The following is a 20,133-nucleotide window of genomic DNA, read 5'->3' on the forward strand; positions in this document are numbered from 1 at the left end:
CACCGACGCCGTGCCCGCCACACCCGCGACCGCGCCGGCCGCGAGCGGGATCGCGACCTGTCCCAAGCGGTTGCCGGTCAAGCGGACCGCGAGGGCCGAGGCGCGGTCCGACGCCGAGACCAGTTGCACCACCCAGGTCATGGTCAGGGGCTGGCCGACACCCCAGAACATGCCGCAGATCGCGAGGAGCGCGCCGATCACCCACGGGTTCGGGACGAGCGGGATCAGCGCGACGGGGACGATCGTCGCGGCGGTCGCGGAGATCAGCAGCGCCCGCCGCGGGAACCGGCGCAACGCCCACGGCAACAGCGCGCGCGACGCGATCGACGCGATCGTGCGGGCGGTGAGCAGAGCCGACACGAGCAGCACGCCGAACCCGAATTCGGCGCCGAGCAGCGGCAGGTACACGACCACCAGATCCACGGCCGCGAGCACCACGAGACTCGACAGCATCGCCGGTTTCATGCCGGGGGTGCGCAGCATCGACAGCACCGACTGCGGTGCGTCGTCGGCGCCGCGGCGGCCGGACTCGGGAGGTTCACGCAGTCCGACGACGAACGGCAGCGCCACCGCGGAGATCGCGGTCATCACCAGCAGCGCCGGGGTGGTGTTCACGGCCGTCGGATCGTCCCCGCCCGCCGCGGCGATCGCCCCGGCGAGAGGTACGCCGGCGGCCTGCCCGACCGACACCCCGAGGGTGAGCCAGGCGAAGCCGCGGTCGAGGCGGTCCGGTGGCGACAGGATCGACACGAAGGCCTGTCCCGACACGGTGACCAGCAGCTGGCCCAGCCCGAGCACGACGTTGCCGACGCCGAGCACCGGCAGATTCGGGCTCAGCGCGATCACCGCGACACCGGCCGTCGTCAGGACGACACCGGAACGCAGGATGCCCGCAGCGTGGTGCCGATCCACCGCCCGTCCGAACTGGACGGCGGCGACGAGCGGCACGATCGCGTACAGCGCGGTGATCGCGCCGATGGTGGTGGCGTCCCCGCCGAGCGCCAGCACCCGATAGGACACCAGCACGCGGACGGATTGGAACGCGGCGTGCAGCAGCGCGGTCGCGGTGCACAGGTAGATCAGCCAGTGGCGGGATACGTACGACACGGATCAACCGGCCGTCACGGTACGACCGGCGAGCGGTGCCTGCAGCGGCAGTTCGAGGACGCCGGTCACGGCGATCTGGATGCACATGCGGTCCGCGGCCTCCGGCAGCGTTCCGCCCTCCAGCGCGACCGCGACCGCGCTGTCGGTTTCGGTGACGGTCGCGTCGACGCCGTAGCACTCGGGCGTACCGGTCTCGAAGTGCACGGCGATGCCGTCGCCCGCCGGCGACCACGACGTGATCTCCACAGGATGCGGGTCGAGCAGGTCGGCGCGTGCGGTGAACACGGTCGCGCCGGCGGGGGTCGGCGCCTGCGGCAGCGGCGGCGCGTCGGCGTCGCCGGCAGCGCACGCGGCAAGCGTCAGGGCGCAGGCGAGGATCGACGGCAGACGCATGGACCCCACGTTATGCGCCGATCATGCGAGCAGGAGGGCGACGAGGCCGATGGCGGGGATCGATGCGAGGGTCGTCACGAGCGCTGCGTCGCGGGCCAGAACCATCCCGCGGCCGTAGCGGCTCGCGTAGACGAACACGTTCTGCGCGGTCGGCAGGGTCGCGACCACGACGATCGCGAACAACTCGTGACCTTCCAGACCGAGCAGGTAGCGCGCCATCAGATACGCGAGCACCGGCTGCACACCGATCTTGAGGACCGAGGCGAGCGCGACGTCGCGACGCGGGCTCTGCCCCTTCTCGAGGACCTTCACCCCCTGCAGCGACAACCCGAACGCGAGCAGCGCCCCCGGGACGGACGCGCCGCCGAGCAGGTGGAACGGTTGCTGCACGGCGGCCGGCAGCGTCACCCCGGTGACCGCGACGATCAGGCCCGCTGCGCCGGCCAGCACGATCGGATTCTTGAACGGCGCGGTCACGGTCTCCATGCGGGACGCACCGGCCCGCATCGTCGACAGGTCCAGGATCGTGAGCGCGATCGGGGAGAACAGCACGATCTGGAACAGCAGCAGTGGCGCGACGAACGACGCGTCGCCGAGGACGAACACCGCGATCGGAATGCCCAGATTCGCGGAGTTCACGTACGACGCGGCGAGCGCCCCGATGGTGAGCTCCGGCAACGGGCGCCGCAGCCACAGCTTCGCGATCACCAGGTACAGCGCGGCAATCGCGAACGCGGTGGCGGCGGCGACGTACAGCGTGGGGGAGAAGATGACCGAAAGGTCGGAGGTGGCGAGTGCGTCGAACAGCAGCGCCGGGGTCGCGACGAAGAACACCAGGCGGCTGAGCACCACTTGCCCCTCGGGACCGAGCGTTCCGGTGCGGCCGAGGACGAATCCGATCGCGATGATCACGAAGATGACACTGAACCCCGCAACCACGCCAGACACGACGGCCGAGTCTAGAGATCAGACCCCGATGACCCGGGTCACACCCGGTATCCGCGCGGGTTTCAGCCCTTCACGCACAGAACCGTACGCAGGTGGGTGACCACCTCGACGAGGTTGTCCTGCGCGGCGATCACCTCGTTCAGGTCCTTGTAGGCGCCCGGGATCTCGTCGACCACACCGGCATCCTTGCGGCATTCGACCCCGGCGGTCTGGGCGCGCAGATCGTCGACGGTGAAGGTGCGCTTCGCGGCACCCCTGCTCATCCGGCGGCCTGCCCCGTGCGACGCCGAGTACAGCGACCGCGGGTTGCCGAGGCCGCGCACCACGTACGAGCCGGTCCCCATCGATCCGGGGATCAGCGCCAGGTCGCCGGACCCGGCCCGGATCGCGCCCTTGCGGGTGACGACGTACTCGACACCGTCGACGGTCTCGCTCCCGACGTAGTTGTGGTGAACGTTGATCTCGTCGGTGAACCGGACCTGCGGGAACGCCTCGGTCACCACGTCGCGGAACAGCGCGACCATCACCGCGCGGGACAGGGCCGCGTAGTCCTGGGCCCAGCGCAGATCGAACAGGTACGCATCCATCTCGGGGGCCCCTGCGAGAAAGTAGGCCAGGTCGCGGTCGGGAAGGTCGCGGTTGTGCGGCAGGTGCTTGGCGACACTGATGTGGCGTTCGGCCAGTTCCTTGCCGATGTTGCGCGACCCGGAGTGCAGCGTCAGCCAGACCGCGTCGTCGGCGTCGAGGCACAACTCGATGAAGTGGTTGCCGCCGCCGAGGGTGCCGACCGCGCACGGTGCCTTGGCCAGTGCCCGCGCAACCGGGGCGTGCAGTTCCTTCGACCGCTCCCACAGCCGGGCGGACCGGCTCTCGATCGTCCCGCCGAGCCGTCGGGTCTTGACCGGGCTCTTGTGGAGGGAGAATCCGACGGGGATGGCCTTCTCGATCGCCGCTCGCAGGGGACCGAGATCGCCGGGCAGGTCCGCCGCGGTCAGCGATGTCTTCACCGCGGCGACTCCGCAGCCGATGTCCACTCCGACCGCCGCCGGCGCCACGGCGTCGTGCATGGCGATGACCGAGCCGACGGTGGCGCCCTTGCCGAGGTGCACGTCGGGCATGACCGCGACAATGCGCACCGGGTCGAGCCGCGCGATGTTGCGCAGCTGGGCCAGTGCCTGCGGTTCAATCTCGTGTTCGTGCGCCCACAGCCGGACGATGGGCTGACCGCTCAGTGAGAGCGGGAACTCGGACATGACTGCTGCTTCCTCCTCGGTCGTCGGTGTTCCGCGACGGACCGTAGACGGCGCCCACTCCTATTGTCGTCCGATTTTTCGTGCCCGAGCCGGGGGCGAGTGTGCACAAATGGTTGTCGGATGCCGGTTTTTACAGCAACTTGTGCCCACTCGCGGAGCTGTCCACAGATCCCGAATCCGGGCTTCCCCGCGCTTCGGGTTGCGGGCACTCTCGACCTCATGGGGGAATTCGACGAACCGTTCTGCGGTACGGACGCGCTGGCCCGGCAATGCCTGACCCGCACCGGCTGCGGGGGATGCGGCGGCTGCACCGCAATGTCTACATCCATCCCGACGCCGAGGTGACGGCGCTGCGTCGTGCTCGCGCGGCGTTGCTGTGGGCGTCCGGGGACGGGGTGCTGGCCGGCCGGTCGGCCGCTGCCGTGCACGGCAGCAGGTGGATCGACCCTCGCATGCCCGCCGAGCTCATCCGGACCGGCAGTCGTCGCGGGACCGACGGAATCCTGGTGCACGGCGACGCGCTGGCCGAGGACGAGATCTGCACCGTCGACGCAATGACGGTGACGACGCCGGACCGGACCGCGTTCGATCTCGCCCGGTGGCTGCGACCGGCGCAGGCCGTAGAGCAGCTCGACGCGCTGTGCCGGGCCACCGGTCTGGACCCTGCGTGCATCCTGCGGGTAGCGGAGCGGTACGTCGGCGCACGTGGGCTGGAGCAGGTGCGCGCCGTCGTCCCCCTGGTGGACCCGGGAGCAGAGTCGCTCCCGGAGACACGAGTGAGACTTCTGCTGGTGAGCAACGGGCTGCCCGCGCCGCAGACGCAGCTTCCGATTCTCGACGAGAATCGCATCGTCGGCTGGGCCGACATGGGTTGGCGGGAGTGGCGCACGGTCGTCGAGTACGACGGCATCCACCACTGGACCGACGAACGGCAACGGACGAAGGACATCGAACGGTACGACGCGTTCGTGTCGCTGGGATGGTCGGTGGTCCGGGTGAATTCGGAGCAGCTCCGGACCCGCCCGAGGTCGATCGTGGAACGGGTCCGCAGGTGCCTGCGTGCGGCGGGTGCTCCGGTGTGAGTGTGCAGTTCTTGTTGCGAAAGCGCCCGGATATCGACGACAACTGCACACTCGTGCCCGGGTACGACGACGCCGCCCCGTCCGGATGTGGACGGGGCGGCGTCGGAATGCTGTTCCTACTTGCTGCTGACGTAGGGGAGCAGTGCCATCTCGCGGGCGTTCTTCACCGCGACGGCAACCTGACGCTGCTGCTGCGGGGTCAGGCCCGTGACGCGACGGCTGCGGATCTTGCCGCGGTCGGAGATGAACGTGCGGAGCAGGTTCACATCCTTGTAGTCGACGTGCTCGATCTTCGCTGCGAAGAGCGGGTTCTTCTTGGGGCGGCGGCTCTCCTGCGCGCGTGCCTTCTTGGACGGTCCTCGCCTGACTGCCATTCGGTGCTCCTCACCAGCTCGACTTGTGGACGCCGGGTAATTCCCCGCGGTGGGCGAGCTCGCGCACACGCACGCGTGAGAGCCCGAACTTTCGCAGGTGGCCGCGCGGGCGGCCGTCCGCAGCGTCTCGATTGCGCAATCTTACCGGACTCGCGTCCCGGGGCAGTCTCTGCAGTGCGGCCTGCGCGGCGCGGCGTTCGTCGTCGGTGCTCGACGGCCGCCTGATGACGTCCTTCAGTTCGGCGCGGCGCTGCGCGTAGCGGGCGACGACGAGCTTGCGTTGCTCGTTGCGAGCGATCTTCGATTTCTTGGCCACGCGCTATTTCTCCTCGCGGAAGTCGACGTGCCGGCGCAGCACCGGGTCGTACTTGCGCAGGACGAGACGGTCGGGGTCGTTACGGCGGTTCTTGCGGGTGACGTAGGTGTATCCGGTGCCGCCGGTGGAGCGGAGTTTGACGATGGGGCGGATCTCGTTGCGGGCCATCAGAGCCGCACTCCCCGTGCTCGCAGCCGGGCGACGACTGCGTCGATGCCGTCGCGGTCGATGGTCTTGATGCCCTTCGCGGAGACGGTGAGGGTGACGCGCCGGCCTTCCGAGGGCACGAAGTACGTCTTGCGCTGGATGTTCGGGTTCCAGCGGCGGTTCGTTCGGACGTGGGAGTGGGAGACGGTCTTCCCGAAGCCGGGAGCGCGTCCGGTGACCTGGCAGTGCGCCGACACGATGTGTCCTTCCTCGCCGACACGCTGAGCGTAACGACAATCATTTTCGACAAATGGCGTGGCCGACTGTACGCTGCCGTCCAGCTAATGACAATCGTTATCGAAAGGTGGATTCGGTGGACACCAGGACACCGCTGATCGTCGTGTCCGGCCTGCGCGGTCCGACCCACCGCGCCGCACGAGCACTGCTGCGGCCCGGCACCGTCGTCGTGCACCACGACCTCGATCACCTCGACGAAGGCGTCCTGCGGCGCACCCTCACGACCGTCGACAGCGAACAACTCGACGTTCTCGAACTCGCCCACGGCTGTGTCTCCTGCACCCTGCGCGAAGATCTCCTGCCGCTGCTGCGCCGCCTCCACACCCGCAGCACCGTCGACAGGATCGTCCTGCACCTCGATCCGCAGCTCGAACCCGAGGCGTTGTGCTGGGCCGTCGAACACGTCGTGGTCGCCGGGGTGGTCGGGCAGATCGACGGGCCGGCCGCCCGCGACGTGCGCGTCGAGGCCGTCGTGACCTGTATCGACGGGCGGACCTGGCTCGACGACGCCACCGGCGACGTCGACCTGCGGCCCGGCACCGACGACGACCGCACGGTCGCGCAGGTCGTCGTGGGCCAGGTCGAGTTCGCCGACGCACTCGTCGTCGCACCCGGCGCAGACGACCGGCAGCAGGCCCGGCTGCACGCCGTGCTCGCCCGCCTCGCACCCGGTGCGCCCATCGCGTGGACGGACCGGCCCGACGTCGAAGCCCTGCTCGCACAGGTCCCGGCGACCGCGCGTCGCGGGGACGTGGACGACGCACACGCCCCACTGCTGCGCGGGCAACCGTCGCTCGGGGAGGAGTGGGGAGTGCGACTCCTCCACTTCACCGCGGCCCGGCCGTTCCATCCGCAGCGGCTACACGAGGCGATCGACGTGCTCCTCGACGGGGTCGTACGGGCGCGAGGTCGCGCATGGGTTGCCACCCAACCGGGCAACGCGCTGCTGCTCGAGTCCGCCGGTGGCGGCCTGCGGGTCGCGCATGCCGGGCCATGGCTCGTGTCGATGACCCCGGACCAGCAGGAACGCGTGCCCGCGACGCGACGGGCCATGGGCGCGCTGCGCTGGGACGACACCTACGGCGACCGCGACAGCTCGCTCGTCGTCCTCGTTCACGACGCGGACCCCGACGAGATTCTGGGTGCGCTGCATGCGGCACTGCTCACGGATGTCGAGTTCGCCGACCCCGCGAGCTGGACCACCTGGGAAGACCCGTTCGGCGACTACCACCGGGACCCCTGCGAGGAACTCGCGATCGAGTACAGCGAGGACCTCGCGATCGAACCGGCAGCACAAAGGAAAGAAGGACAGGCATGAAAACCGGCCTCCACCCCGACTACCACCCGGTTGTGTTCCAGGACGCGAACACCGGATCGACGTTCCTGACGCGTTCGACGCTCACCTCGGACCGGACCGTCGAATGGTCCGACGGCAACACCTACCCGCTGGTGGTCGTCGACGTCACGAGCGAGTCGCACCCGTTCTGGACGGGAACCGCGCGGGTGCTCGACGCCGCGGGACGGGTCGAGAAGTTCGAACGCAAGTACGGCAAGCGGCAGCGCCGCGCCTGAGACGGAGGAAGACATGGCAGTTCCGAAGCGCCGGATGTCCCGGTCCAATACCCGCACCCGGCGGTCCCGGTGGAGCGCGCAGGCACCCGAGCTGGTCCCGGTCACCGTCGGCGGGGTGACCCACCGCGTGCCCCGACGGCTGGTGCGTGTGGTGGCCCGCGGCCTCCTCGATCCGCGCGACCTCTGACCGACCCCCGCGCCCCGGGTGACGGAACCCGCGTCGACCTGATCCCGGAGGTGCGGGGGAACGCGGATGGCATGGTTACCGGGTGCTTCTGAAAATCCTCGAGCTCGTGGGCATCGTGGCGTTCGCGATGTCGGGTGCGCTCGTCGGCGTCGTCAAGCGGCTCGACCTGTTCGGGGTGTTCCTGGTCGGGGTCTTCACGGCGGTCGGCGGCGGTATCGTCCGCGACTTGCTGCTCGACATCCATCCGCCGTCGTCGCTGAGCAACTGGCGGTACCTGGGAAGTGCGTTCGCCGCCTCGATCCTCGTGTTCTATATGCACACGGTGGTGTCGAAGCTGAACCGGGAGATCCTCGTGCTCGACGCGCTGGGTATGGGCCTGTTCGCGACGACCGGCGCGACCATCGCCATCGAAGCCGGCGCGCAACCCCTCGCGGCCGCGCTCATCGGCGCGACCTCCGCGATCGGTGGCGGCATCCTGCGCGACGTCCTGGTCAACGAGGTGCCGCTGCTGTTGCAGCGCGACCTCTACGCGATCCCGGCGCTGCTCGGCTCCGCGGTTCTCGTCGCGGCCCACGAGCTGGGCGTCGGACAGAACGTCGCGCTGGTGCTGGGCACCGTGCTCGCGACCGGCCTGCGACTGCTCGCACTGTGGCGCGGCTGGAGCCTGCCGCAGGCGCGGATGCCACGCGAGGACTGACACCTCTCAGCGAGTTCTCAGCCGGTTCGGGCCACACTGGTGGGCATGCGCATTCTGGTGGTCGACGACGATCGGGCAGTGCGGGAATCACTGCGTCGATCCCTCAGTTTCAACGGCTACACCGTCGACCTGGCCACCGACGGGCAGGACGCCCTCGATCAGGTCATGGCGAGCCGGCCCGACGCGATGGTGCTTGACGTGATGATGCCGCGCGTCGACGGGCTCGAGGTGTGCCGGCGACTGCGCAGCACCGGCGACGACCTGCCGATCCTCGTGCTCACCGCCCGGGACTCGGTGTCCGAGCGGGTCGCCGGTCTCGACGCGGGTGCCGACGACTACCTGCCGAAACCGTTCGCGCTCGAGGAACTGCTCGCGCGCCTGCGTGCGCTGCTGCGGCGTGCGGGGCCCGATCCGAGCCGCACCGCCGAGGAGACGCTGAGCTTCGAGGACCTGACGCTGAACCCGGAGACCCGCGAGGTCACCCGCGGCAACCGTTCGATCAGCCTGACCCGTACCGAGTTCGCCCTGATGGAGATGCTCATGGCGAACCCGCGCCGGGTTCTCACCCGCAGCCGCATCCTCGAGGAGGTGTGGGGCTACGACTTCCCGACCTCCGGCAACGCCCTCGAGGTGTACGTCGGGTATCTGCGTCGCAAGACGGAGGCCGAGGGCGAGCCGCGTCTGATCCACACGGTTCGCGGGGTCGGCTACGTCCTGCGCGAGACGCCGCCGTGATCGGGCGCGACGCCACCGTGATCTGCGACGGGCGGACGCGGTGAAGCGACCCATGCGCCCTCCGATGCTGCTGACCAGCTCGGTGCCCCTGCGTGTCCGGGTGACACTGCTCGCCGCGGGCGCGGTCGCGCTCGCGGTGGCCGTGACGTCCATCGCCGCGTACGCGGTCGTCGCGCGGGCGCTGTATTCGGACGTGGACCAGCAGTTGCAGGCCCGCGCGTCCGCGCTCGTCGAGTCCAGCACCCTCATCACTTACGACCCCCGCTACATCGGCGGCGCCAAGCTCTACAGTTCTGTCATCAGCGTCGCGCTGATCTACCCGGATCTCGGTCGTTACGTGCCGCCGGGTTCGACGGTGCCGATCGGCGAACCCGAACTCGCCGTCGCGGAAGGCAAGGCCGAATCGTCGCTGCGGACGGTGTCGCAGCAGCGGGTGCTCGCGCAGCGCATCCCCGACGGCAGCACCGTCGTCATCGCGCAACGCCTCGAACCGACCGTGCAGATCCTCAATCGCCTGGCCAGCGTGCTGTTCGTCGTCGGCGGTTGCGGGGTCGTGCTGGCCGCCGCCGGCGGCGCGACCGTGGGCCGTACCGGCCTGAGACCGGTCGCGCGGCTCACGGCCGCCGCCGAACGCGTCGCCCGCACCGACGACCTGCGACCCATCCGGGTGACCGGCCACGACGAACTCGCCCGCCTGACGGAGAGCTTCAACACGATGCTGCGGGCGCTGGCCGAGTCCCGGGAACGGCAGAGCCGTCTCGTCGCCGACGCCGGGCACGAACTGAAGACTCCGTTGACGTCGCTGCGCACCAACATGGAACTGCTCATCGCGGCGAGCCGGCCCGGGGCGCCGCAGCTTCCGGCCGAGGACATGGCCGAACTGCGTGAGGACGTGATCGCGCAGATCGAGGAACTGTCGACGCTGGTCGGCGACCTGGTGGACCTGGCCCGCGAGGACGCCCCGGAGACGGTGTTCGAGCCCGTCGACATCGCCGACGTCGTCGAACGCAGCCTCGAGCGGGCCCGGCGTCGCCGCACCGAGATCGACTTCACCGCGACCACCGAACCGTGGTTCGTGTACGGCGATCATGCGACCCTGTCGCGCGCGGTCCTCAATGTCCTCGACAATGCCGCGAAGTGGAGCCCGTCGGGCGCCGAGGTGCTCGTGGGGATGCGTCAGATCGGCACGGGCCTGATGGAACTGACCGTCGACGACGCCGGCCCAGGCATCCCCGAGGAGGAACGCGAGCTCGTGTTCGAGCGGTTCTACCGGGCGACCACGGCGCGTTCGATGCCCGGCTCCGGGCTGGGTCTCGCGATCGTGCGGCAGGTGGTGATGAAACACGGTGGCACGATCGCGGTGGACCGGTCCTCGCGCGGTGGTGCGCTGATCCGCATCGTGTTGCCGGGAGCCCCCGAACTGTCGGACGAGGTTCCCGACAGCTATTCCGCAGGGAACTGACAGCCAATTCCTTTGCGTGTTCTAAGTGACTTCTCAGCGATCGGGTCCAATCTGGAATATGTAGGAATCCGGAAGTTGGATGAACGGGGACGAGATGAGCGACGACCAGAACCCTGGGCAGCCGTACCAGCCGCCGACCACCCCCTACCCGGGATACGGTCGGACCGAACCCCTCGGCGCAACCCCGCAGCACGGACCGCACCAGCAGGGCACGCCGCACCCCGGAGTTCCGCAGTCCGGGTTCACACACCAGCCTCCCCATCAGACGGGGCATCAGCAGACCTCGCGGCCCAGCCGGGGTGTACTGGCCGCGGGCGCGATCGCGTTGGCCCTGCTCAGTGGTGGTGTCGGCGGGGTGGTCGGTGCATTGGCGGTGGGCGGTAACGACGCACCGGCGGTCACCAACTCGCTCGACGCATCGAAACCGGAAACTACGACGATCGCGAACGCGCCGGCCGGATCGGTGCAGGCGGTCGCGCAGAAGGTCGTGCCCAGCGTCGTGCGGATCGGAATCGTCGGACGCACCTCGCAGGGGGAGGGCTCGGGCGTGATCCTGTCGTCCGACGGGCTCATCCTCACCAACAACCATGTCGCCGCCGGGGGCGGACCGGGCGCGCAGATGACCGTGTACTTCTCGGACGGAAGTTCCGCGCCCGCCACCGTCGTCGGCGCCGACCCGATCTCCGACCTCGCGGTCCTGCGCGCCGAGGGCCGCACCGACCTGACCCCGATCGAACTCGGCACGTCCGACGGGCTGCAGGTCGGCCAGGACGTCGTCGCGGTGGGTTCGCCGCTGGGGCTCGAGAGCACCGTGACCTCCGGCATCGTCTCCGCCCTGCACCGGCCCGTGTCGACGAGCGGCGAGGCGGGCAACCAGAACACCGTGATCGACGCGATCCAGACCGACGCCGCCATCAACCCCGGCAACTCCGGCGGTGCCCTCGTGAACATGGACGGTCAGCTGGTCGGCATCAACACGGCCATCGCCACGTCCGGAATGCAGTCCGGGTCCATCGGTCTCGGCTTCGCCATCCCCATCGATCAGGCTCGCCGTATCGCGCAGGAACTCATCGACAACGGCTCGGCGACCCACGCGATCATCGGTGTGCAGGTGCCGTCGCAGGACAACGCGCGCGGCGCGACCGTCATGGAGGTCACCGCCGGTGGCCCGGCGGAGAAGGCCGGTATCCCGCGCGGCTCGATCATCACGAAGGTCGGCGACCGGCTCGTCACCGACGGGGATTCGCTCATCGCGGCGATCCGGTCCCATGCGCCCGGCGAGACCGTCCGCATCACCTACACCGATGCCCAGGGCAGGAACGAGAAGAGCGTCGACGTGCAGCTCGTCGCCGCCGAGGAGCGCTGACTGTGAACGACAGGCCGTCGGCGACTGATACCGCTCTTCTCCTCGACATGGGAACTACCGTGGGATCCATGGAACTCGAAGCGCCCAGAACCGGCCGTGCACTCGTCGTGATCGTCGACGACCGTATTGCGCACGGAGACAGTCCCGATTCCGCAGGCCCGCTCGTGACGGAACTGCTGCAGGAAGGGGGCTTCGTCGTCGACGGCGTCGTGACGGTCGCGGCCGACGAGGTCGAGATCCGCAACGCGCTCAACACCGCGGTGATCGGTGGCGTCGACCTGGTGGTGTCGGTCGGCGGTACCGGAGTGTCGCCGCGCGACGTGACTCCCGACGCGACGGAGGAAGTCCTCGATCACGAACTGAAGGGCATCAGCGAGGCGTTGCGGTCGTCGGGACTGTCGGCCGGTGCCCTCGACGCCGGACTGTCGCGGGGGCTGGTCGGCGTGTCCGGCTCGACGCTCGTCGCGAATCTCGCCTCCTCGCGTGCTGCGATCCGCGACGGCATGGCGACCTTGACGCCGCTGGCCGCGCACGTCATCCAGGAACTGTCGCGGCTGGAGGAGTGACCGTTGTGGCCGACGAAGTAGAGGGCGCCGACACCGGTAAGGACACCACCCGGGGTGAAACGAAGGGTGAAACCCCAGGTAGGAAGGGTCGGATCGACCGGGCTCGGCTCGCGCGCATCTTCGGCGAAGTGCTGCCGGAGACGACGCGAGACGAGCGGGAGCCGGGCGAAGAGCGGTCGGAATCCGACGAATGGCTCCGCAGACAGGTCCCTCCACACCACGGCCAGGTGTGATCTCGGACACTCATCCATTTCCGTGTCGGGTCGGACTTCTACTCTGATTCGCCTTTGCGAAACCTTTCCGAAACATTCGCAAATGCCACATGGTGGGAATTCTGCGCGCGTACGCAAGGAGTGCGATCCCGCCGGGCTGCCACGTCCGGCCTCACCGGTCTTCTGCGGATGGGGTCCGACCAGCGCCTATGTCTGAATTGCCCCGACCGCGAAGGACCTGCGACCCGATTCTCTGTCGTGACGGATGTCATACCGTGACCTGATCGTTATGTTCACTTCTTCGAAACGTTGCTGGAATAGCCCCGCACCGCCTCCTGCCAGGGCATGTGAGGGTAGCCATTGCCCGCGTTTAGGTCACCGTCTAATCTCTGCACAGGTTCGATTGAGTAAAGACCCGGCCATAAAAACCGGGTCTTTTATCACGAATCGGTAACACAGCTACCGTGCGGATGATGTGCGCATCGGCATCGACGGGGGATCTGCCTCGGCGGCGCTCGGTGTGACATGCCTCGCGGGCGACACGACAACTTGTCGGACGCGGGTGCTGAACCCGGCACGCAGAGAATGGATGAGGCATTCATGAAGATTCAGACGCGACGCGGCCTGAAGGCTGCCCGCAACGCCGCGGTGGCCGGTGCCGCCGTGGCTGGTCTGGTCCTCGGATCGTCGGGTGTGGCCAGCGCCGACGTCGACGACCAGAACCGGATCGTGTCCGCCGGTAACGAGGTGATCGTTACCCAGAAGGACACATTCATTCAGGGTGTGCCTCCGATCGGCGGCAGCCCGCTGAGCCGTCAGTGGTTCCACAACGGTGTCGGCGTCGCCAACATTGTCGGCCCCGACGCTGCCGACTTCGAGGACTCCACCTTCCAGTTCGGCTACCAGTTCGCGTGGTCCGCCGCGATCGACGGCTCGATCGGTGTGAGCTGGAACTCGCCGGATCTCGCAGTGACCACGACCGGCAACTACGTCGCCGCCACGGATGCCAACGGAGACCCGATCTTCATCAGGGATGGCCTGGGCAACGAGGTGCTGGACGCGAACGGCGAGCGCATCCCTGCGTACACGTACGTGCCCAAGACACAGAAGAATGTGGTCGACAGCATCCTGCCGCAGGCGAACGCGGGCGTGGCGTTGACCGCGGCCCCGGGCATCGAGGAGCTCGTCGTTGCCGAGGGTGAATTCAACGGCGACTTCAAGGAAGTCCAGATCGCCAATGTGTCCGGTGCCGCCACCGGCGTCATCGGCCCGGTGCAGGTTCGTCCGTTCGTTCGTGTGATCACGGCTAACGGCGACAACGTCACCACCTACGGCAAGGTCTGGACCATCTAGTCCGGCATCAGCCACACCTCGCAGTACATCCCCACCACGAAATACGGAGTAATCATGGGAATCAAGTCGCGTGGCTTCAAGGCCGCCCGTAACGCCGCCGTGTCCGGTGCCGCCGTTCTCGGCCTCGTCCTGGGTGCGACCGGCACCGCGCAGGCCGACGTCGACGACCAGAACCGCATCGTCTCCGACGGCCTCGAGGTCGTCGTGACGCAGGAGGACACCAACATCACCGGTGTTCCCGCGCTCGGTGGCAGCCCGTTCAACCGCGAGTTCTTCCACAACGGCCGCGGCACCGCGAACCTGATCGGCGAGGGCGCTGCCGACGCCGAGGGCACCACCTTCCAGTTCGGCTACCAGTTCGCGTGGGCCGGCAGCATCGACGGCTCCATCGGTGTCAGCTACTCCACCCCGGGCCTCGAGGCAATCGTCGGTGCCGACGCAGACGGTCCGTACGCGGAGGCCGGAATCGACAGCATCCTGCCGCAGGCCAGCGCTGAGCTCTCCCTGAGCCCGGCTCCGGGTATCGAGGAACTCGTCGTCGCCGAGGGCGAGTTCGACGGTGATTACAAGACCGTCCAGTTCGCCAACGTTCACGGCGTGGCCTCCGGCGTCCTCGGCTCCGTCCAGGTCCGTCCGTTCGTCCGCGTGATCACCGCGAACGGCGACAACGTCACCACCTACGGCAAGGCTTGGACCGTCTAAGACGACAGTCCGGCAACCGCCGAACAAGGGCTGGGCCCCTCGGAATCTCCGAGGGGCTCAGCCCTTTTCGTGCCAGGACCACGGAATGAGGGGCATTACGACTTCGGGGCGTCCTTCGCGTGCGCGCCGGCCTGACCCGCCTGCGCCTCGAGAATGTCGCGGATCTGGATGAGCAGGTCCTCCGCGCTGGCCTTCTCGTCGGACTTCTCCGTCGCGAACCGCTTCTTGGCGGCATTCGCCGGAACGATGAGCACGAAGTACACGACCGCCGCGATGATGACGAAGTTGATCGCCGCGGAGATGACCGCGCCGATGTTCACGAACGTGGCCGGGTTGTTCGCAAGGATCTGGAAGCCCCAGCCCATGTCGTTGTCGCCGCCGATGGCGGCGATGAGCGGGTTGATGATGTATTCGGTGAAGGCCGTCACGATGGCCACGAACGCGGTGCCCACGACCACCGCGACGGCGAGGTCGAGGACGTTGCCTCTCAGCAGGAAATCCTTGAAGCCCTTCAGCATGGTCCGCTCTCCTCGTATATGTGGTGCCGATCACATGTAGCTTCGAGGGGAACCCTAAACCAACTCCACGGTTTGCACAGCGGCTCAGTGCAACCGGTTCGCGGAGCTCAGTGCATTCGGTTCGCGGAGCTCAGTGCCACCGTTCGCACGGCTCAGTGCAGAGTCACGGTTAGCGCGCTGACCAGCGACGCCGCCGCGACCGCCGTCGCCTGATCCGGTGCCAGAGCCAGCAGGACCACACGTTCACGCTGGTCACGAGCGCCTTCCGCGGAATGTGCGAGCACAACGGTCGCGCCCGTCGCCAGCACCTGCGCGTTGGGGGAGAGGTCTTCGGAACCTGGCGCGACCGTCAGCACGTCGACGAGGTCACCCTCGCGCAGCAGATCGCCGACACCCGCGTCGGCCAGCCGGATCGGAACCACGCGCGCATCCGGATTCCCGGTGGCCGCACTCGCCAGGCGCGGACCGAGCATGCGCACCGAGACGAGGATTTCGCCGGCGGGGACAGGGCCGGACAGGGTGTGGCCGACCGCGTCGGAGACCGCGGTGAGCGCGCCGGACGGCACAGACGCGGATTCGCGGTCGGTGAGTTCGACATCCTCGAGGGTGAGTGTGTGCCCGGGGCTCAGGTCGCGCACGGCGACGACGGCGGGGGAGCGGCCGCTCGAAGGCCCGTCTCGAAAAACAGCGACGAGGGCGATCAATGCCAGAAGCGCAGCGGCACCGCGCCGGGCCGCGACCGTGCGCGCCCAGCCCGGTCGCAGCAGTGTGCTCGCGCGATCGGCGAGCGTGGGCTGTAGGGAGGTCGTGGCCCGAGGCCCGCCGGAGGAACGGAGGCGAGATCGGGGCTGGAACGGAGAAAGACCGGCAAGCATGGCCGAACCCTATGAGTTCGGCCGTGCCTGTCGGTCTCGTGAAGCGCGAATTCGAGGCGATCTGTGGATGAACAGCCCGCCTGTGGACAACTCGCGATCAGCTCGCGGCGGCCGCCGGAGTCGAGCTGGACGAGCTGCTGCTCGAGGAGTCGGACTTGGCCGGCTCGCTCGCGGTGCTGCTGCCACCGCGCGAATCGGTGCGGTAGAAGCCGCTGCCCTTGAAGACGACGCCGACGGAGTTGAACAGCTTCCGCAGCTTGCCGGTGCACTCCGGGCACTCGGTGAGGGAGTCGTCGCTGAACGACTGCACGATGTCGAAACGGTTGTCGCAAGCCGTGCAGGCATATGAATAGGTGGGCACCGGTGAATCCTCCGCGCGTTCGAAAATAAATCGCAGCTTTAGCACTCTACAGCCGACAGTGCCAACGACGCCAGTGTGAGATCTATTCCACCAGCGCGGTCAGCCCGCCGCTCGGCGTCAGAGCGTGCGTCATCCGGATGTCGTGCGGATCCTCGGGCAGCTCGTCGACCAGCTCCTCGTCGCGCACCACGGCGATCAGCCGGGCCGACGGGTCGGCAAGGTGCAGGGTCCGGTCGTAGAACCCGGCGCCCCGGCCCAGGCGCACTCCGCGCCGGTCGACCGCGAGCGCCGGCACCAGCACGACCGACGCCTGTGCCACGGTTTCGGCGGCCAGCACGGGACCGCGAGGTTCGCGCAGACCGTAGTCCGCCGCCACGAGGTCGTCCTCGCCGGTGTACTCGGCCCACTCCAGGATGCTGTCCTTGCTGGTGAGTGGCACCAGCACCCGGATTCCGCCGTCCCGCAGGGCGTCGAGCAGCGCCAAGGACCCGGGTTCGGTACCCACCGGGATGTACGCGCAGACCGTCGCGCCGGATGCGGCCAGTGCGCGGACCGACGCGGTCAGAGCATCGTCCTCCACGCGACGCTGGGCGTCGCTGCGGTCGCGCCGGGCGGCGAGGACGGATGTCCGCCAGACGGCCTTGGATCGTGCCTGCACACCGGCCACCTTAAGATCGTGAGGGGCTACCGCGTGGTAGCGAACGTTAGGGTGGGAGTCTATGACGAACAATACGACCGACGGCGTCCGACATTTCCGGACGGCAGTCGTGCCGGCGGCAGGAATGGGTACCCGGTTTCTCCCGGCGACCAAGACCGTGCCGAAGGAACTCCTTCCGGTCGTGGACACCCCGGGCATCGAACTCGTGGCAGGGGAGGCCGCCGACTCCGGTGCCGAACGGTTGCTGATCGTCACTTCCCCCGGCAAGGACGGCGTGGTCGCGCACTTCGTCGAGGATCTCGTGCTCGAGTCGAAGCTCGAGGAGAAGGGCAAGTACGAACTGCTCGCCAAGGTCCGCAAGGCTCCGGGCCTGCTCGAGGTCCAGTCCGTCGTCCAGGAACAGCCGCTGGGCCTCGGTCACGCCGTTGCCTGCGCCGAGAAGGCCCTCGACCCCGACGAGGACGCGATCGCGGTGCTGCTGCCCGACGACCTCGTGCTGCCCGTCGGCGTCCTCGAAACGATGCAGCGGGTGCGCGCCAAGCGCGGCGGCTCGGTGCTGTGCGCGATCGACGTGCCCAAGGAACAGATCAGCGCGTACGGCGTGTTCGACGTCGAGGTCGTGCCCGACGCCACCAACCCCGACGTGCTCAAGGTTCTCGGCATGGTCGAGAAGCCGGCCGTGGAGGACGCGCCGTCGACGTTCGCCGCCGCCGGCCGCTACCTGCTCGATCGCGCGATCTTCGACGCCCTGCGCCGCATCACCCCCGGCACCGGCGGCGAACTTCAGCTGACCGACGCGATTGCCCTGCTCATCGAGGAAGGCCACCCCGTGCACGTCGTCGTGCACCGCGGCACTCGACACGATCTCGGAAATCCCGGGGGCTACCTGCGGGCTGCGGTTGACTCTGCGTTGAACACCGAGGAATACGGTCCGTCTCTGCGCCAGTGGCTCATCGAGCGCCTCGAGCGCTGACGGTCGACGGGTCGCGGCTGGAGGACGAGAGACGTTATGCGGTCGGTTGAGGAACAGCAGGCACGGGTCACGGCGGCAGCCGTCGCACCCAGGCCGGTTCGGGTGGCGATCTCCGAGGCGCAGGGTCTGCTCTGCGCCGAGGAAGTGGTCACCGAGCGGCCGCTGCCGGGCTTCGACCAGGCCGCGATCGACGGATACGCGGTGCGCAGCGTCGACGTGCAGGACGCCGGTGTCACCGCCGCCGACGACGAGGACGGTGAACAGGCCGAGCTGAGCTTGCCTGTCGTCGGCGAGGTCCGTGCCGGCTCGCGTCAGCCCATCCGCCTGCAACCCCGGCAGGCGGTGCGTGTCGACACCGGCGCGCCTCTGCCCACCCTCGCCGACGCGGTGCTCCCGCTCGAGTTCACCGACGGCGGCACCGCCCGCATCAAGGTTCACAAGGCGGTCCGCAGCGGCGACTACGTGCGCCGCACGGGCGACGACGTGCAACCCGGCGATGTCGCGGTCCGCGCCGGCACCATCATCGGGTCGGCGCAGGTCGGTCTGCTCGCCGCGGTCGGACGCGACAAGGTGCTGGTGCACCCGCGACCGCGGCTGTCGGTCATCTCCGTCGGCGGCGAACTGGTCGACGTGGACCGCACACCCGGACCGGGGCAGGTGTACGACGTGAACTCGTACGCGCTGGCCGCCGCCGCGCGGGACGCGGGCGCCGACGTCAACCGCGTCGGCATCGTCGGCACCGACCCGAAGACGCTGCGCGAGGTCGTCGAGGGACAGCTGATCCGCTCGGAGATCGTCGTGATCGCGGGGGCGGTCGGCGGCGGTGCCCTCGAGGACGTGCGCGAAGCGTTGTCCGAACTCGGTCCGCTCGAAGTGGACCGTGTCGCAATGCATCCCGGGTCCGTGCAGGGCTTCGGTCAGCTCGGCCGCGACGAGGTGCCCACATTCCTGTTGCCCGCCAACCCTGTCGGCGCGCTCGTCGTGTTCGAAGTGATGGTGCGGCCGCTGATCCGCATCGCGCTCGGCCGTCGGCACCCGATGCGGCGGGTCGTCCCGGCACGCACGGTCTCGCCGATCACCTCCATCCCGGGGCGCAAGGGATTCCTGCGCGGCCAGCTGATGCGCGACGAGGCGACCGGCGACTACCTGGTGCAGGCGCTCGGTGGGGCGGCGGGCGCGTCGTCCCATCTGCTCGCGACGCTTGCCGAAGCGAACTGCCTGGTGTTGATCGATCCCGATGTCTCCGAGGTTCGCACCGGCGACCCCGTCGACGTGGCCTTCCTCGGGCAGCGCGGTTGATCGGCGTTCATCCGGGCTGGCCGGCGGATCTGGGTCCGCTGCGGGTCCGCGGCGGCCTCGTGACGGTGCGGTCCGTGCGGTTGCGCGACGCCGCCGCGTGGAGTCGGCTGCGGATCGCCGACCGCAATCACCTCGAACCGTGGGAGCCGACGGGCGATGCGCCGTGGGATGCGCGGCACCACATCTCGGTATGGCCCGGGATGTACCGGAGTCTGCGTGCCGAGGCCCGCAAGGGGCACATGCTGCCGATGGCCATCGAACTCGACGGACAGTTCTGCGGGCAGCTCACCGTCGGCAACATCATCCGCGGCGCTCTGCGGTCCGCCTGGATCGGCTACTGGGTCAGCAAGGACGTCAACGGGATGGGCGTCGCGACCGCGGCGGTCGCGCTGGGGCTCGACCACTGCTTCGGCCCGGTGGGTCTTCACCGCGTGGAGGCGACCGTGCGTCCGGAGAACGCGGCGAGCCGTGCGGTGCTCAGCAACGTCGGATTCCGTGAGGAAGGGCTGCTGCGGCGCTATCTCGACGTGCACGGCGCCTTCCGCGACCACCTGCTGGTCGCGATGACCGTCGAGGAGGTGCCCGGCTCGGTGTCGGACCGGCTCGTCCGGAGCGGTCGGGCCAGCTGGGCGTGAATCGGCGGATCACTATATCCACCTGTAACGGAGATTACGGTCATA

General features: G+C 68.8%; 26 protein-coding genes. 14 read left to right on the forward strand and 12 right to left on the reverse strand.

The genetic code is table 11. The features are described from left to right. The 4 genes from ACN675_RS10705 to ACN675_RS10720 all read right to left on the reverse strand — a co-directional run. Positions 1–1,107: MFS transporter (locus ACN675_RS10705; protein ID WP_420750848.1), on the reverse strand; the 1,107-nt coding region annotated here is incomplete at its 3' end. Positions 1,108–1,110: 3 nt separating this feature from the next. Next, complete coding sequence (locus tag ACN675_RS10710) at positions 1,111–1,500, reverse strand: hypothetical protein (protein WP_420750849.1); 390 nt, start codon at positions 1,498–1,500, stop codon at positions 1,111–1,113. 21 nt (positions 1,501–1,521) lie between these two features. Next, positions 1,522–2,448 (reverse strand): AEC family transporter, encoded by a 927-nt coding sequence (locus ACN675_RS10715; protein ID WP_420750850.1) that lies wholly within the window; start codon positions 2,446–2,448, stop codon positions 1,522–1,524. Positions 2,449–2,510: 62 nt separating this feature from the next. Then, complete coding sequence (locus ACN675_RS10720) at positions 2,511–3,701, reverse strand: RtcB family protein (protein ID WP_420750851.1); 1,191 nt, start codon at positions 3,699–3,701, stop codon at positions 2,511–2,513. 269 nt (positions 3,702–3,970) lie between these two features. Between ACN675_RS10720 and ACN675_RS10725 the strand changes: the two genes are divergently transcribed. Further along, positions 3,971–4,783: a DUF559 domain-containing protein gene (locus ACN675_RS10725; protein ID WP_420750852.1), complete on the forward strand. Its 813-nt coding sequence runs from the start codon at positions 3,971–3,973 to the stop codon at positions 4,781–4,783. 116 nt (positions 4,784–4,899) lie between these two features. On the opposite strand, the gene rpsR is transcribed toward ACN675_RS10725, so the two are convergent. The 4 genes from rpsR to rpmB are packed head-to-tail and all read right to left on the reverse strand — an operon-like array spanning position 4,900 to position 5,877. Then, on the reverse strand, positions 4,900–5,157 hold the full coding sequence (gene rpsR, locus ACN675_RS10730; protein ID WP_420750853.1) for a 30S ribosomal protein S18: 258 nt from the start codon (positions 5,155–5,157) through the stop codon (positions 4,900–4,902). Positions 5,158–5,167: 10 nt separating this feature from the next. Next, complete coding sequence (gene rpsN, locus ACN675_RS10735; protein ID WP_420750854.1) at positions 5,168–5,473, reverse strand: 30S ribosomal protein S14; 306 nt, start codon at positions 5,471–5,473, stop codon at positions 5,168–5,170. Between the two features lie 3 nt (positions 5,474–5,476). After that, positions 5,477–5,641 carry a 50S ribosomal protein L33 gene (gene rpmG, locus ACN675_RS10740; RefSeq protein WP_197252461.1) on the reverse strand — a complete coding sequence of 55 codons (165 nt, stop codon included), beginning with the start codon at positions 5,639–5,641 and terminating at the stop codon, positions 5,477–5,479. Further along, complete coding sequence (gene rpmB, locus ACN675_RS10745; protein WP_197252460.1) at positions 5,641–5,877, reverse strand: 50S ribosomal protein L28; 237 nt, start codon at positions 5,875–5,877, stop codon at positions 5,641–5,643. Before rpmB ends, rpmG begins: the two co-directional genes overlap by 1 nt. Positions 5,878–5,993: 116 nt before the next feature. On the opposite strand from rpmB, the gene mrf reads away from it, so the two are divergent. The 10 genes from mrf to ACN675_RS10795 all read left to right on the forward strand — a co-directional run bounded on the left by mrf (position 5,994) and on the right by ACN675_RS10795 (position 14,769). Beyond that, complete coding sequence (gene mrf / locus ACN675_RS10750) at positions 5,994–7,235, forward strand: ribosome hibernation factor-recruiting GTPase MRF (protein ID WP_420750855.1); 1,242 nt, start codon at positions 5,994–5,996, stop codon at positions 7,233–7,235. Beyond that, positions 7,232–7,489 carry a type B 50S ribosomal protein L31 gene (locus ACN675_RS10755; protein WP_197252458.1) on the forward strand — a complete coding sequence of 86 codons (258 nt, stop codon included), beginning with the start codon at positions 7,232–7,234 and terminating at the stop codon, positions 7,487–7,489. The genes mrf and ACN675_RS10755 overlap by 4 nt, the downstream gene beginning before the upstream one ends. 13 nt (positions 7,490–7,502) lie before the next feature. Further along, a complete protein-coding gene (gene rpmF, locus ACN675_RS10760) occupies positions 7,503–7,676 on the forward strand; it encodes a 50S ribosomal protein L32 (protein WP_420750856.1) in 174 nt (57 codons plus the stop codon). 82 nt (positions 7,677–7,758) lie between these two features. Beyond that, the gene (locus ACN675_RS10765; RefSeq protein WP_420750857.1) at positions 7,759–8,373 is read left to right on the forward strand and encodes a trimeric intracellular cation channel family protein; all 615 of its coding nucleotides are present in this window, start codon (positions 7,759–7,761) and stop codon (positions 8,371–8,373) included. A gap of 45 nt (positions 8,374–8,418) precedes the next feature. Next, positions 8,419–9,108: a response regulator transcription factor gene (locus ACN675_RS10770; protein ID WP_420750858.1), complete on the forward strand. Its 690-nt coding sequence runs from the start codon at positions 8,419–8,421 to the stop codon at positions 9,106–9,108. 52 nt (positions 9,109–9,160) lie between these two features. Next, positions 9,161–10,570: an ATP-binding protein gene (locus ACN675_RS10775; protein ID WP_420750859.1), complete on the forward strand. Its 1,410-nt coding sequence runs from the start codon at positions 9,161–9,163 to the stop codon at positions 10,568–10,570. Positions 10,571–10,649: 79 nt separating this feature from the next. After that, entirely contained in the window at positions 10,650–11,936 is a 1,287-nt protein-coding gene (locus ACN675_RS10780; protein ID WP_420750860.1) for a S1C family serine protease, read from the forward strand. A 68-nt stretch (positions 11,937–12,004) separates the two neighbouring features. Next, on the forward strand, positions 12,005–12,502 hold the full coding sequence (locus ACN675_RS10785) for a MogA/MoaB family molybdenum cofactor biosynthesis protein (RefSeq protein WP_420750861.1): 498 nt from the start codon (positions 12,005–12,007) through the stop codon (positions 12,500–12,502). Between the two features lie 812 nt (positions 12,503–13,314). Further along, positions 13,315–14,067: an MspA family porin gene (locus ACN675_RS10790; RefSeq protein ID WP_420750896.1), complete on the forward strand. Its 753-nt coding sequence runs from the start codon at positions 13,315–13,317 to the stop codon at positions 14,065–14,067. 54 nt (positions 14,068–14,121) lie between these two features. Then, positions 14,122–14,769, forward strand: a complete 648-nt coding sequence (locus ACN675_RS10795; RefSeq protein WP_420750862.1) for an MspA family porin — start codon at positions 14,122–14,124, stop codon at positions 14,767–14,769. Positions 14,770–14,864: 95 nt separating this feature from the next. On the opposite strand, the gene mscL is transcribed toward ACN675_RS10795, so the two are convergent. From mscL to ACN675_RS10815, 4 genes are all read right to left on the reverse strand, one after another. Next, positions 14,865–15,287 (reverse strand): large conductance mechanosensitive channel protein MscL, encoded by a 423-nt coding sequence (mscL, locus tag ACN675_RS10800; RefSeq protein ID WP_420750863.1) that lies wholly within the window; start codon positions 15,285–15,287, stop codon positions 14,865–14,867. A gap of 152 nt (positions 15,288–15,439) precedes the next feature. Beyond that, positions 15,440–16,162 (reverse strand): RcpC/CpaB family pilus assembly protein, encoded by a 723-nt coding sequence (locus tag ACN675_RS10805; RefSeq protein ID WP_420750864.1) that lies wholly within the window; start codon positions 16,160–16,162, stop codon positions 15,440–15,442. 97 nt (positions 16,163–16,259) lie between these two features. Then, the gene (locus ACN675_RS10810; protein WP_197252449.1) at positions 16,260–16,523 is read right to left on the reverse strand and encodes an FmdB family zinc ribbon protein; all 264 of its coding nucleotides are present in this window, start codon (positions 16,521–16,523) and stop codon (positions 16,260–16,262) included. Between the two features lie 82 nt (positions 16,524–16,605). Continuing rightward, complete coding sequence (locus tag ACN675_RS10815; RefSeq protein ID WP_420750865.1) at positions 16,606–17,181, reverse strand: 5-formyltetrahydrofolate cyclo-ligase; 576 nt, start codon at positions 17,179–17,181, stop codon at positions 16,606–16,608. Positions 17,182–17,242: 61 nt separating this feature from the next. On the opposite strand from ACN675_RS10815, the gene ACN675_RS10820 reads away from it, so the two are divergent. The 3 genes from ACN675_RS10820 to ACN675_RS10830 are packed head-to-tail and all read left to right on the forward strand — an operon-like array spanning position 17,243 to position 20,088. Next, positions 17,243–18,154: a UTP--glucose-1-phosphate uridylyltransferase gene (locus tag ACN675_RS10820; RefSeq protein ID WP_420750866.1), complete on the forward strand. Its 912-nt coding sequence runs from the start codon at positions 17,243–17,245 to the stop codon at positions 18,152–18,154. A 36-nt stretch (positions 18,155–18,190) separates the two neighbouring features. Next, positions 18,191–19,453: a gephyrin-like molybdotransferase Glp gene (gene glp, locus ACN675_RS10825; protein ID WP_420750867.1), complete on the forward strand. Its 1,263-nt coding sequence runs from the start codon at positions 18,191–18,193 to the stop codon at positions 19,451–19,453. Next, the gene (locus ACN675_RS10830) at positions 19,453–20,088 is read left to right on the forward strand and encodes a GNAT family N-acetyltransferase (RefSeq protein WP_420750897.1); all 636 of its coding nucleotides are present in this window, start codon (positions 19,453–19,455) and stop codon (positions 20,086–20,088) included. Before glp ends, ACN675_RS10830 begins: the two co-directional genes overlap by 1 nt. Positions 20,089–20,133 lie beyond the last annotated feature (45 nt).

This window comes from Rhodococcus sp. O3, assembly GCF_048897285.1.
In the GTDB taxonomy this organism is placed as follows: Bacteria; Actinomycetota; Actinomycetes; order Mycobacteriales; family Mycobacteriaceae; genus Rhodococcus.